General features: G+C 37.0%; 10 protein-coding genes. 9 read left to right on the top strand and 1 reads right to left on the bottom strand.

The features are described 5' to 3' along the window. Positions 1 to 264 precede the first annotated feature (264 nt). The 9 genes from ACTYBU_RS20530 to ACTYBU_RS20490 all read left to right on the top strand — a co-directional run bounded on the left by ACTYBU_RS20530 (position 265) and on the right by ACTYBU_RS20490 (position 12,574). Positions 265 to 678, top strand: a complete 414-nt coding sequence (locus tag ACTYBU_RS20530) for a CoA-binding protein (protein ID WP_445492644.1) — start codon at positions 265 to 267, stop codon at positions 676 to 678. Positions 679 to 1,418: 740 nt separating this feature from the next. After that, on the top strand, positions 1,419 to 3,404 hold the full coding sequence (gene parE, locus ACTYBU_RS20525) for a DNA topoisomerase IV subunit B (RefSeq protein ID WP_445492642.1): 1,986 nt from the start codon (positions 1,419 to 1,421) through the stop codon (positions 3,402 to 3,404). After that, positions 3,401 to 5,827: a DNA topoisomerase IV subunit A gene (gene parC / locus ACTYBU_RS20520; RefSeq protein ID WP_445492640.1), complete on the top strand. Its 2,427-nt coding sequence runs from the start codon at positions 3,401 to 3,403 to the stop codon at positions 5,825 to 5,827. The genes parE and parC overlap by 4 nt, the downstream gene beginning before the upstream one ends. 437 nt (positions 5,828 to 6,264) lie before the next feature. Then, a complete protein-coding gene (locus tag ACTYBU_RS20515) occupies positions 6,265 to 7,020 on the top strand; it encodes a hypothetical protein (RefSeq protein ID WP_445492638.1) in 756 nt (251 codons plus the stop codon). Positions 7,021 to 7,229: 209 nt separating this feature from the next. Continuing rightward, the gene (locus tag ACTYBU_RS20510; protein WP_445492637.1) at positions 7,230 to 8,306 is read left to right on the top strand and encodes an AbrB family transcriptional regulator; all 1,077 of its coding nucleotides are present in this window, start codon (positions 7,230 to 7,232) and stop codon (positions 8,304 to 8,306) included. A gap of 218 nt (positions 8,307 to 8,524) precedes the next feature. Continuing rightward, the gene (locus ACTYBU_RS20505) at positions 8,525 to 9,070 is read left to right on the top strand and encodes a DUF1697 domain-containing protein (protein ID WP_445492635.1); all 546 of its coding nucleotides are present in this window, start codon (positions 8,525 to 8,527) and stop codon (positions 9,068 to 9,070) included. A gap of 107 nt (positions 9,071 to 9,177) precedes the next feature. Further along, positions 9,178 to 9,711 (top strand): hypothetical protein, encoded by a 534-nt coding sequence (locus tag ACTYBU_RS20500; protein WP_445492634.1) that lies wholly within the window; start codon positions 9,178 to 9,180, stop codon positions 9,709 to 9,711. A gap of 161 nt (positions 9,712 to 9,872) precedes the next feature. Beyond that, positions 9,873 to 10,637, top strand: coding sequence for a carbon-nitrogen hydrolase family protein (locus ACTYBU_RS20495; RefSeq protein WP_445492633.1), 765 nt, complete (start codon positions 9,873 to 9,875; stop codon positions 10,635 to 10,637). 524 nt (positions 10,638 to 11,161) lie between these two features. Then, positions 11,162 to 12,574 (top strand): PQQ-dependent sugar dehydrogenase, encoded by a 1,413-nt coding sequence (locus tag ACTYBU_RS20490; protein ID WP_445492631.1) that lies wholly within the window; start codon positions 11,162 to 11,164, stop codon positions 12,572 to 12,574. 271 nt (positions 12,575 to 12,845) lie between these two features. Here the strand turns inward: ACTYBU_RS20490 and ACTYBU_RS20485 are convergent, their stop codons facing one another. Further along, complete coding sequence (locus tag ACTYBU_RS20485; protein WP_445492629.1) at positions 12,846 to 13,406, bottom strand: hypothetical protein; 561 nt, start codon at positions 13,404 to 13,406, stop codon at positions 12,846 to 12,848. Between the last annotated feature and the right edge of the window lie 125 nt (positions 13,407 to 13,531).

The raw sequence follows: 13,531 nt of genomic DNA, 5'->3' as shown, positions 1-13,531 counted from the left end.
CTTTTACGCCTACAATAAGAAACCGCTTTCTTTATGTTTTGTTTTTTATTTTCCTCATTAGGGAATAATTATTGTAGGTATTTTTGATAAAGTGAACCTTTCCATCAGTGGGGGTTTTCTTCATCCCCCACTGATGGTTAGTTGAACTTATCGGACCTTTACGGGCGAGTTTCAACACCTAGCTTCCTCGATTTCTCGGCATCCCCGAGGTGGGGGTCTTACTGCCCGTTAAGAGTGGGATAAATAAAAGGAGTGTTGAAGTGTATGTCAATTGAAAACCCAAGTCGTGAAGAAATTAGCAATATTTTAAAAAAAGCAAAAAGAATTGCTGTGGTAGGATTAAGTAATAATCCTGGAAAAACATCTTATATGGTTGCAAATGTGATGAAAAATGCCGGATATGAAATTATTCCTGTTAATCCAACCGTGGATGAAGTGTTTGGAATAAAGGCTGTTGACAAGCTATCCGATATAAAAGAGCATGTGGATATTGTGAATGTATTTAGAAGACCAGAACATCTTCCTTCTGTTGCAGATGAATTTGAACAAATCGATGCAGATGTATTTTGGGCACAACTAGGTATTGCACATGAAGAAACATTTAAACGTTTAAAAGATAAAGGATATACGGTCATTATGGATCGCTGTATTAAAATTGAGCATGCCAATAGGAGCTAATTTGGCTTACAGAGGGATAGGATGCAAGTATGTTTTATTATTACAGCATTCCATCCCTTTTTGTGTTCTGTTTAATGGAAAGGAATGTGTTTTGTTCAAAATCCTTGCACTTATTGTAGGTTATTTTAGAGTGCAAAAAGAGGGTCACTTTTTATTTGTACATATTCTGTGTTAACATAATATAGATGTTTTATAAAGATTTCATAAAAAATTCCTTTTTCTTTTTATTTTCTTCGTTTATTATTTATTTTACCTGTTCCTTTTTCCTCCTTTTTAAGGAAAACTTATTAGGACTCGTCGTAAACAATAAAAAATGGTACAATACACGATAGAACATTTGTTCTTTTTCGTTTATTGATTCACTCTTCATGTCGGCGAGCAGCTAGCGATAGTGAAAGCTAAAAGTTTATCCCACACTTAACGGGCAGTAAAACCTCCACCTCAAGATACTGGAGAAATCGAGGAAGCTAGGTGGGGGATAACTGCCCGTAAAGATCTGATAAGTTCAACTAGCCATCAGTGGGGGATGTAAAAAACCCCCACTGATGGAAGGTTCACTTTATTTGAAAAATGGGAGGAGGTTGTACAAGACCTTCTTTTCTTCTCGTTTCGATAAAATTGCGCTTTTCGAAAATATTTAGAAATTTAAAGGATAATGAAGTTATTAGACGAATACATAAACAATTGTTCGACATGATACATAGATAGATAACATGTCGTTTTGGAAAGGTGAAAGGGGTATGTCTGTGGCAAAAAGTCAACAAACTTTTGATTATAATGATGATGCCATACAAGTCTTGGAAGGGCTGGAGGCTGTTAGAAAACGCCCTGGCATGTATATAGGAAGTACGGATTCCAGAGGATTGCATCATTTAGTATATGAGATTGTAGATAACGCGGTGGATGAAGCACTTGCCGGATTCGGCGATACCATTATGGTGAAAATTCATCGTGATAATAGCATAAGTGTACAAGATAAAGGCAGAGGAATGCCAACAGGTATGCATAAAATCGGCAAGCCTACTCCAGAAGTCATCTTTACGGTGCTTCATGCTGGAGGGAAATTTGGACAAGGTGGATACAAAACAAGTGGAGGCCTGCATGGTGTTGGGGCATCGGTTGTGAATGCATTGTCTGAATGGGTTGTTGTCAAAATTAAAAGGGATGGATTTGTGTATGAACAGCGTTTTGAACATGGAGGAAAACCTGTTACGACACTGGAGAAAACAGGGAAAACAAACCAAACCGGCACGACCATTCATTTTAAACCAGATAAAACAATTTTTTCGACCCTTACGTATAATTACGAAACCCTTTGTGAACGTTTAAGGGAATCTGCTTTTTTATTAAAAGGGCTGCGAATAGAATTAATCGACGATCGAAATGATGAGCATCAAGTATTTCATTATGAAAATGGCATTGAAGCTTTTGTGGAATATTTAAACGAAGAAAAAGATGCGCTTCATCAAGTTGTAAGTTTTGAAGGGGAAAACAATGGAATTGAAGTAGAATTTGCTTTTCAATTTAATGATGGCTATTCTGAAAATGTTCTATCATTCGTCAACAATGTACGCACAAAAGACGGCGGTACACATGAGGCTGGTTCGAAAACAGCGATGACGAGAATGTTAAATGAATATGGAAGAAAAGTAAATCTTTTAAAAGAAAAAGATAAAAACCTGGATGGATCGGATATTCGCGAAGGACTTGCTGCCATTATTTCGGTTCGGGTTCCCGAAGATTTGCTTCAATTTGAAGGACAAACAAAAGGAAAGTTAGGCACAAGCGAGGCAAGGTCTGCAGTAGATGCTGTTGTATCAGAACATCTTGCCTACTTTTTAGAGGAAAATCCAGAAACCAGCTCCCTGCTTATTAAAAAGGCGATAAAGGCTTATCAAGCAAGAGAAGCAGCAAGAAAAGCAAGGGAAGAAGCAAGAAGCGGCAAAAAAAGAAAACGGTCAGAAGCCGTTTTATCTGGAAAGTTAACGCCGGCTCAATCCAGAAACCCGCTGAAAAATGAATTATATTTAGTCGAAGGGGACTCGGCTGGAGGATCTGCTAAACAAGGAAGAGACCGCCGCTTTCAAGCTGTATTGCCTTTGCGGGGGAAAGTCATAAATACCGAAAAAGCGAAACTTGCTGATATTTTTAAAAACGAAGAAATAAATACAATTATTCACGCAATCGGCGGAGGGGTCGGAGCTGAATTTAGTGTGGATGATTCCAATTATGAAAAAATTATTATTATGACGGATGCGGATACAGACGGTGCACATATTCAAGTGCTTCTGTTAACCTTTTTCTACCGTTATATGAAACCTCTTATAGAGGCAGGAAAAGTTTATATTGCCCTGCCGCCTTTATATAAAGTAAGCAAAGGCTCTGGCAAAAAAGAGGTAATTGAATACTCATGGAGTGATGATGATCTCCAGGATGCCATAAAAAAAGTCGGCAAAGGATATATTCTGCAAAGGTACAAAGGACTCGGTGAAATGAATGCGGACCAGCTTTGGGAAACAACGATGAATCCGGAAACAAGAACATTAATCCGCGTAAAAATAGATGATATTGCACGAGCTGAACGCCGTGTTACGACCTTAATGGGTGATAAAGTAGAACCAAGAAGAAAATGGATTGAAACAAACGTTGCTTTTGGATTAGAAGAAGAAGGCAATATTTTAGAAAATGAAAATATAGTGGTTGCAGAGGAGGGAAGTCCATCATGAGTTCGGTCGAACAATTTCGTGATTTGCCATTAGAGGACGTTCTCGGCGACCGGTTTGGACGCTACAGTAAATATATTATTCAAGAACGGGCGCTGCCAGATGCTAGAGATGGATTAAAACCCGTTCAGCGCCGCATTCTTTATGCCATGCATGAAGATGGCAATGTACATGATAAAAATTTCCGTAAATCGGCAAAAACTGTGGGAAATGTAATCGGCAACTATCATCCACATGGAGACTCCTCTGTATATGATGCGATGGTGCGAATGAGCCAGGAATGGAAAGTAAGAAATCTGCTTATTCAAATGCATGGGAATAACGGAAGCATAGACGGCGATCCCCCTGCTGCCATGCGTTATACAGAAGCCCGCCTTTCCGCTATCTCAGCTGAACTGCTGAAGGATATCGAAAAAAGAACGGTGGAATTTATTCCGAACTTTGATGATACATCCAGTGAACCGACTGTGCTGCCGGCAAAATTTCCTAACCTTTTAGTAAATGGTTCCACCGGGATTTCTGCTGGATACGCAACCGATATTCCTCCTCATCATCTAGATGAAGTAATTGACGGTGTTATCGAAAGAATGGATCATCCGAATAATACGGTGGATGATATTATGCAGCATATTAAAGGTCCTGACTTTCCAACCGGAGGCATCATCCAAGGGGTGGAGGGAATCAAAAAAGCCTATGAAACGGGTAAAGGAAAGATTATTGTCCGTGGCAAAACAGAGATTGAGGAAATTCGCGGTGGAAAGCAGCAAATCGTATTAACAGAAATACCCTATGAAATAAACAAAAGCAATTTAGTGAAAAAAATAGATGAACTTCGTCTGGACCGTAAAGTCGAGGGAATAGCAGAGGTTCGTGATGAAACCGACCGTACAGGCTTGCGCATTGTGGTGGAACTGAAAAAAGATGCAGACGCAAATGGAATTTTGCATTATTTATTTAAAAACACCGATCTGCAGATTACGTATAGTTTTAATATGGTGGCAATCCATAATAAACGACCTAAATTAATGGGTATTTTAGATTTATTAGATGCCTATATTGCCCATCAAAAAGAAGTAGTAACAAAACGTACGCAATTTGATCTGCAAAAAGCAAAAGACCGCCAGCATATTGTCGATGGATTAATAAAAGCTTTATCTATTTTAGATGAAGTGATAGCAACCATCCGTGCATCAAAAGATAAACGCGATGCGAAGAACAATTTAATGGATGCCTATCAATTTACGGAGCCGCAGGCGGAAGCCATTGTATCCTTGCAGCTTTATCGTTTGACCAATACAGATATTACAGCACTTCAAGCAGAAGCTGAAGAACTGGCAAAAAAAATTGAAGAATGGACAGCTATTTTAGCAAGCGAAAAGAAATTGCTTTCCGTTATAAAAAAAGAATTAAAAGATGTGAAAAAACGGTTTGCAACGGCAAGACGCACGGTTATTCAGGCAGAGATTGAAGAAATAAAAATTAATCTTGAAGTATTGGTTGCAAGTGAAGATGTCATAGTTACCGTTACAAAAGAAGGCTACGTAAAACGAACAAGCCAACGTTCATTTGCTGCAAGCAATGGGCAGGATTTCGGCATGAAAGACAGCGACCGAATTTTAAAGAAAATTGATGTCAATACAACGGATGTTGTTTTGTTATTCACCAATAAAGGAAGCTATTTGTACTGCCCAGTTCATTTGCTGCCAGACATTCGCTGGAAAGACTTAGGACAGCATGTTTCTAATATTATTCCGATCGATCGAGATGAGCATATTATTCAAGCAATGCCAATTAAAGAATTTAAGTCAACAAAATTCCTTCTTTTCTTTACGAAAAATGGAATGGCGAAGAAAACAGAATTACTAAATTACAAAGCGCAAAGATATTCGAAGCCATTGGTAGCGATCAATCTAAAGGGTGACGATGAAGTAGTCGATGTGCATTTGACGGATGGCAAACAGGAAGTGCTGCTTGCTACCCACTTTGGCTATTCACTTCGTTTCCATGAAGAAGAAGTGAATATTGTCGGAGCAAGAGCAGCTGGTGTAAAAGGAATTAACTTAAAGCCAGATGATTTTGTCACTTCTGGAAAATTAATAGCCAATGAAAAGGAAGAAAGTGTTGTCATTTTAACGCAGAGAGGTTCTATCAAAAAAATGAAGCTTTCGGAATTTGAATCTTCGGGACGCGCAAAACGAGGATTCATCATGCTCCGCGAGCTAAAATCCAATCCGCACCGCGTAATAGGCATGGAGATTGTGACAAAACGAGATAGTGTCTATTTAGAGACAGAAAAAGGAATGATTGAAGAGATACAGGCAGAATCCATCCGCTATAACGATCGATACTCGAACGGCTCATTCGTAATTGACGAAACAGAAGCAGGGAAAGTAATCGATATGTGGAGGGAAAGCAGTCAAGAATAGAGTACTAGTCATAGAGGAAAGAGTGCTTACTATGTAAGTGCTCTTTTTTAAAAGATAAGAAAATATAAAATTTTTAAAGTTAGACTAGTGTCTAGCTCCAGCGCCCTATCGACTTCAACGCTTCCCTCACCTCGTCTATGATAAGTCAACATCGAATCACTACGTTCTTCGTGTTTCCTTTATCTCACTCGATTCAGTCCAGCTTATTCTGTCGATGAGCAAGGGCGCTTGCGCTTTTCTTATTTTTGTGTCATTTTCCCATCATGTGATGAAAGATTTTTAGTTAGGTCATAAGTTAAATCTTTGTGCTAAGCCTCTCCTTTTCTTATAAACACCCTGCTGAGACAAAAAAAATGCACTTTTTCTTTTTCCTTCCTTACATGATTTTACCATTATTGGACAAGATAATATTATGTTAAAGATGTAGGAGGGATTATATGAAAAAAGAATTGCTCTTTGCTTTTACTGCTTTCTTTTTTATGTCATTAAGTGCCATTACCGGGGCCTATGCATTAGAAAAAGAGGAAGTAGAAACGGTGATATATAACAATAAACTAGATTATTTTCATGATGGAACGCTTGAAACCATTCAATTGAAGGGAATTGCAGCAAAGGAAGACAAGAAATCGTTTAAAGAATTAGCATTGGAAGTGTATGATAGCACTGGTACAAAAAAGAGCGCTCAAATAGAGGGAGGATACCATCCAACCTTGCAAATGGTGGATATAGATAAAAGTAAAAATCAAGCCATGTTGCTTAAAGTTTTAACCGATGAAAAAGGAAGCAACGCTGCTAATTATCTGTATACTTTTGCACATAAAGAATTAAAAGAATTAGCATTACCTGAATTGCCAGGCATTACAAGTGAGTTTAAAGCAGATTACAAAGCAGAGTTAACCATCGAAGGACTGAAAACCTATTCTTTTAATCTGGTGGAGCGAAAAGAGCGTTATGAAAAATTAGGAATATACCGTAAAGGCCAATTAAATGAACCGACTGAAATGATGGTACAGCCATATAGTTCTTTGACTACAATGATTTATCATCATAAGCCGGCATTCAAAGGAAAACAAAAAATATGTGGTGTTGCGGATTCAGATACAATAGCGTATATGGAAACCATATGGACTAGAAGCAATAATAAATGGAAGCTCGAAAAAATTAAAATGAAAGAGATCAGCAAGAAGCTTTAATGAATAAATCCATTTTTTTTCGATTTCCTTAAAAATGCAAAAGAACTGATTCAGTAAGCTGCTATCTTATGATACTATTGCCTTTTGTATGGAATTTATTATGTTTTTAAAAGAATGAAGCGGTTTTTTCCGAAATATTCCTTCATCCCAACTCAATAAATAGTATAATGGAAATACTTAACGAGCATTTAGGCTAGAAGGGATTAAATATGTCATTGTTAAAACTTAGTGTTTCCGCCGGTTTGGGTGGATTGATCTTTTATGTTTGTCATTTACCGTTAGCCTGGCTGCTTGGTCCAATGATCGGCACCATTATTTTCTGCAAAATAACAAAACAATCTCCGAAACTGCCATTTTCTTTTCGAGATGCAGGGCTCGTTTCCATTGGATACTCCATAGGCATTACTTTTTCAAAAGATACGTTTATGGAAATGTTCCGTCACCTGCCATCCATGCTTGCCATGACGCTTGCAATGATTGCTTTTAGTTTGATACTGGCCTATTTTACGACGAAAATTACCCATTCAAATTATAAGTCTACCATTGCTGGAAGCATTCCAGGTGGATTGACTCAAATGATGGCATTGTGTACAGAACTAAAAGGCATTGATCTTGCGGTTGTAACGATTATCCAAGTCAGCCGGATTATTTCTGTAGTGATGCTTGTTCCGTTTCTTGTTTATAGTCCATTGCTGCATGGCAAGGTGCAAAATGGCACTGTTATTGTTCAAGCTAGCCATTCCTTTCATTGGTCTATCCTTCTGTTTCTACTTCTGGCATTAATTGGTTCATTGGTTGTGAAAAAATGCAAATTTCCAACTCCGTATATGATTGGATCCATGCTGGCTATTGCAGCACTCGTCTTAACGGGATTGCATGTACCAGCATTGCCGGTAGGCATCATAAGCGCATCGCAAATTTTAATTGGAATCGATTTAGGTTTAAGAATAAAGCTTGGAGAAATAGAAAATAAAGCGGTATTTTCCACGGTAGCAATTGCTTCTTCCATTCTGTTAGTTGCTTTCTCCTTATTACTTGGGATCATCCTCATAAATATGGAACACAACGTAAGCATCATTACGGCATTTATTGGTTTAGCGCCTGGTGGAATGGCAGAAATGGCAGTACTTGGGCAAGCAGTAAATGGGGAATTAACCATTATTACAACCTATCAATTATTTCGACTGTTATTTATCTTATTTTGTGTGCCGCCTTTGATGAAATGGGCATTCCAATTTTTTGATAAGAAGGAGAAACATGAAACACCTTCTTTTGAAAAAAGGTGAATAAAAAGAAAGGCAAAACCTAGACTTTAGTAAAAGGAAAGGTTTTGTTTTTTTTATGCCACACATAACGGGCAGTAAAACCCTACTGATGGAAGGTTCACTTTATTTTTCTAAGTACCAGATCTTGGATGTATGGAGGATTTTTTGCCCGGCTTCAAGAATTAAAGAACATGAAGAAGATTTGATAGATTATTTCCTGAAAAAAGAAAGGAGATATAATGACTGTTTATATAGCACTAATAAGAGGGATTAATGTGGGTGGACATCATATTATTAAGATGAAAGATTTAAAGACTCTATTAATCAATAAAGGTTTATTAGAGGTGACAACCTATATACAAAGCGGAAATATCCTTTTTCAGTCAGAAGAAAATGCAGGATATATACAGCAGCTTATTGAAGACGAAATTAAAACTTTTTATGGTTTTTCGGTGACTGTTGTTGTAAGAACCTTATCAGAATGGGAACAAATTATCCAGCATTGTCCTTATCCTGTTCACTCGCTTGCTGAAGGGGAAAGTGTCCATCTTGCCCTATTAGAGAAGGAGCCGTCAAACGAAGCGATCCAGCATTTGCATGCTTATGTAAATGAATTAGAGGCATGTGAATTACATGGAAAAGAAATTTATTTATTTTTACGGCGAAGTTTTCATAAATCCAAGCTTGCCATCCAACTTCAGAAAATCGGAATACCTACAACTGTACGAAATTGGAAAACAGTTGCAAAGCTGGAATTAATGATACGAGAGATAGAGAAAAAATAGGAACAGTTTTTCTAATGTACGGGATAATGAAAGCAATGAATTGTTACATTTGTAACCTTTAGAAAAAAAATCCCTTCAAAATTCATATGATATTAAAGGAGAAGTAAATGAAAAAAGAATTATTAAAAGCAATTGTCAGTAAAGAATTTATTGAAATATATACGGATGTTGATCATGCTGCTAAGTTCGAAGTAGGGAAAGTTCTGAAGTTTTCAGAGGATTTTGTATTGCTTGCAAGTGTTTCTCCAATTGGCATGTATGATGGCTTTCATCTATTGACTACAGATGATATTTATCAAATTAATAAAAATACAAAATATATTAACAATATTAAAAAACTATATACGATTAAGCAGCAAAGTCATCTTGATTTTGATGGGAAAAATGAGCATTTAATGCTATCGCTTCTCAAGTTCGCAGTGAAAAATAAATTGGTTATTTTCGTTAAACTCTTTCAAGAAGGTATGGTTCAAGGTTTGGTTAAAAAGATTGAAAATGAGATGCTGGTAGTATCCATTTTAGATGACGATGGAGAATATGACGGTGAAGCCTATATAAGATTAGAAGATATAAATTCTATTACTTGTGATGATGAGCAGGCTGTATGTTTAAAACTATTATCCTTAAATGCTGCAGAATGACGTTATAGAGTTTGTTTTGGAATAATCCAATGAATGAAATTCGATCTAGCGCCAATAAATGGCTTTCTGACTAAAGAATAAGTTTATTGAATGTATTACGATGGAGATTTAATCAGTTGATAGAATTTCTAGGAGAAGATAAAAGTCAAGGTGGAAATTTAATGAAGAAAATTAAAATAGCTTTATTGCACGTATTGCCGATTACTGGAAATATAGAACATAATCAACTCCTTATTGAAAGGGCGGTGAAACTGGCTGCAAAGAAAAAGGCTGATTGGATTGTCACACCAGAATTAGCTGTAAGCGGCCTGCAGTTTTCCAGAAAGATTGGGACTGATTGGATTAGCAAGCAGCCTGATGAATGGATGACAAACTTTATCGAGTTGGTTAAGTCCAGCAATGCAAATGTATTTCTTGGATGTCCGGAAAAGTCCCCTAATCAAAAGGAGTTTTATAATTCTGTATTTGTTATTAATCAAAAGGGTCGTCTTATTGGAAAACAAAGAAAGCTGACTATTGTAGATGAATGGAGTACTGCTGGTGAGGTGTTGGAACCAATCGATATGGGGAATGTAAAAGCAGGCATTGTCATTTGTGCAGACGCCTATACGAAAAATATTGCGGCTGCACTTGCAGCGAACGGCGCAGAGATACTAGTTGCTCCATCCTCTTGGGGACCAGGCTTACACGGACCAAACGGTGAGTGGGAACAAAGGTCAAAAGAAACAGGACTTCCCATGTTCGTATGTAACCGGACAGGAGAGGATGAAACAGTAGCATTTTGGGAAGCCGAAAGTCTTGTAATCAAAAATGGAAAGCGGCTTCTTACCCATAAATCGAGACAATCCGCTATTTTAACATTTGAATGGAATTTAGAAACGATGGAGTTAGATTCTGACGAATGGGAGGTAGAGTATATGGAATAATTGTAAAATGCTGGATAAAATTGGATAAAGTCGTGAAGACATTTTTAGTGATTTTTGCTGAAGCAAAAGGATGTTTTAATCAGTTATAAGACAGGAAAAATGAGCAATAACCTGCTATTCAGCAAGTTGCTAGGATTGCAAAAAGATGATTTACGTGGTTATCAAAATCCTCTTTTTATTTAAAATAATCTGAAAAAAAGGGGAGAATTAGTGTCTTTCCTTTTTTTTATTGATCATTATTCAATTCCTGAAAACATCCTCGGAATTTTTTTCACTACAACCCGTGATATTCCTTTATTCTCTCCGACTTCTTAGAGCTTCTTCGATTCCTTAGCAACTTGAGGTGGGGGTCATACTGCCCGTTAAGAGTGGGATAAAAACCCCCCTTCTTTAGTTTGAGTGCACTTTTTGCGGACAACAATGGGCTATTGCCTGGTCAGATTCCCCGGTGCTAATTTGGTACTTATAGAACCACTCTAATCATATTCTTATAAAAGAAAAGAATAATAAGGAGGTCTAGGTAGTTGAAAAAAGTTAAAGTTAGTTTACGACCCATTGTAAGTAAGATAAATTTACCCACTGTTTTGAAAACAACTATACTTCCAGGTGACTCAATGGAAAGATTATTTATTGCAACCCAGGTAGGAGAGATCTTTTACATAGGAAACTCAAGTTTTAGGACTTTTTTAGATATTCGCCCGCGAATCTTAAAACTAGGTGTTTCTAGTGGTGGATATGATGAACGGGGATTGCTGGGGCTAGCGTTTCATCCCGACTTTTTTTATAACGGTCTGTTTTATCTTCATTATTCAGTAGCTGGAACACAAGGTCCAGGTGCTCAACCTGAAAGTTTTAAACCTGACCCGTGTGATCCTAAAACTTTAAACCAAAGGTGGATAAATAGAGATTCTCAATATGATCATATTGATACGGTTGAAGAATGGATCTTACAATCGAGTGGTCATCCACAAAAACTACGGACATTACTTAACTTAAGAAGACCATTTTCAAATCATAATGGTGTCAATAGCTTGAACTTTTCACCTGAAACCGGAAAACTTGTTTTAACAACCGGGGATGGTGGATCAGGCTATGATCCATTTAATTTAAGTCAGGATGATATGGAAATATTTGGTAAAATAATTGAAATTGATGTAAGAAAAAATACAAACATCAATAATCCACCCATTGTCACACGTTTTAATGAACTTCCCACAACTATTCAGGAAACGATCACGGTAATGGCCAAAGGGGTTCGAAATATACCGGGCATTTCATTTCAAAGGTTTAATAATCAGTATATTAAATATGCAGGAAATGTCGGACAGGATTTGGTCGAGTCGATTTTTGCATTCGTTCATTATAAACCAATACCGGTTACTCAGCTTATTAAAGCTTCATTCATGAATTCTGAACCCGACCAAGAAGGATTTATGAACTTTGGCTGGCGAGGGTGGGAAGGTACTTTTCCTACTTCGATTATAAGTAGCTGCATTAATAATCCGACTTTTGATGAGAAAACAATAGCTTATTACAATGAAGCAGTAACACTTTCTGGGAGTCGTCTTCAGCCTTTATCTAGTTATTTTCATAAAGATACCAGACCTAATAAGTTTGGAGGAACTGCAATTACAGGAATCCAGCCATATATGGGGAACGGAATCCCTGCTTTAACAGGAAAAGTTGTGTTTACCGATATAGCCCGGAAAGAATCTCAACCTCAGGTTAGAGGGGCTTTAGCATATACCAGCGTAAGACCAGATGGTAAACAAAACGATTTTAGTGTGATTCATACCGATTATGATTTTGGATCTCAATCAGCACATTATGTTAATTTGGGAACGAATCTGAATCAAACCAGATTATATTTAGGGGTTTATGGCTCTATGAAAGTGACTGATTTTAACCAAGGTACTGTTTTTGAAATAGTTCCATGAATTACAACTATAAAATTCTACTTATTCTTGATAAATCTCTTTCATTGATTTAATTGAATCGATATTAAAAACAAAGGAGCAATCAGGTTTCCAAACTAAGGGCGCCAGTTCCTGTGGCAGCGTTTGTGTGATCCACATCCTGTGTACCTCAAGCAAGCCATCAGTGGGGGATGAACTAAACCCACACTGATGGCTAGTTGAACTTTATGTCGGATATTTAAACCGTCTGAAAAAAATGGGTAGAGTGAGACTGGGGTCATCTGAAGGATTACTAAATTATAATCATTTTTAATCTTTTGAAAATGAGTAAAGCAATTTCTACCCATAACCAGCTATAAAGGAAAGAAAATAAAAAGATACATCCAGTTGTAAGATATGAAAAGGAATCAGAGACGGCTGGACCTAAAACTGGAAAGTGAAAAATAAATAGTAGATTCATAATTCCTAACATTAAAAGAATAGCTCCAGTAGCAATAATACTTAATCTGTTCCTAAAGAAGTAAAAAGATGCCCCTAAGCCAATTCCTAACAATCCTGTTGTAAAAGGAAATACAATTAGTTCAGTTGGCTGTAGGATGATTAACAACATAATTGTTTGAAAATAGGATATTACTCCAAATGGAATGGAAAGCATGGAAAATAACAGAATAGGTGCAGTGGCAAGCGGACTTAAAAAATATCCTATACCTGGTAAAAAGCCACCAGCGGCCTGTAAAATAGCAGCAAGACAGCCAAAAATAGACCCTAAAATGAGCTTTATCGTTTTTTTATGTTTATTGAATATTATTTGAGATAAACGAACCTCATCAGAAATAGGTTTAAAAAAGTACACCTTTCCACCTCATTATAAATGGTTTATATATTTCCATACATTATATTACTATTTATTAGAGGTGGAACTAATATTAATATTCTAAACATCTATGCGATTGTCCATCAAACAACAAGCAAGGTCCG

Source organism: Niallia sp. 03133 (assembly GCF_052663225.1).
The sequence above is the reverse complement of the archived record's forward strand: the minus strand, read 5'-3'. Positions and strand labels throughout refer to the sequence as shown.

Excerpts from the sequence above, each read along its gene's own strand:
- ACTYBU_RS20495 (WP_445492633.1), top strand. The coding sequence starts at position 9,873 with ATGAAGAAAATTAAAATAGCTTTATTGCACGTATTGCCGATTACTGGA.
- parE (WP_445492642.1), top strand. The coding sequence starts at position 1,419 with ATGTCTGTGGCAAAAAGTCAACAAACTTTTGATTATAATGATGATGCC.
- ACTYBU_RS20530 (WP_445492644.1), top strand. The coding sequence starts at position 265 with ATGTCAATTGAAAACCCAAGTCGTGAAGAAATTAGCAATATTTTAAAA.
- ACTYBU_RS20515 (WP_445492638.1), top strand. The coding sequence starts at position 6,265 with ATGAAAAAAGAATTGCTCTTTGCTTTTACTGCTTTCTTTTTTATGTCA.
- parC (WP_445492640.1), top strand. The coding sequence starts at position 3,401 with ATGAGTTCGGTCGAACAATTTCGTGATTTGCCATTAGAGGACGTTCTC.
- ACTYBU_RS20510 (WP_445492637.1), top strand. The coding sequence starts at position 7,230 with ATGTCATTGTTAAAACTTAGTGTTTCCGCCGGTTTGGGTGGATTGATC.
- ACTYBU_RS20505 (WP_445492635.1), top strand. The coding sequence starts at position 8,525 with ATGACTGTTTATATAGCACTAATAAGAGGGATTAATGTGGGTGGACAT.
- ACTYBU_RS20500 (WP_445492634.1), top strand. The coding sequence starts at position 9,178 with ATGAAAAAAGAATTATTAAAAGCAATTGTCAGTAAAGAATTTATTGAA.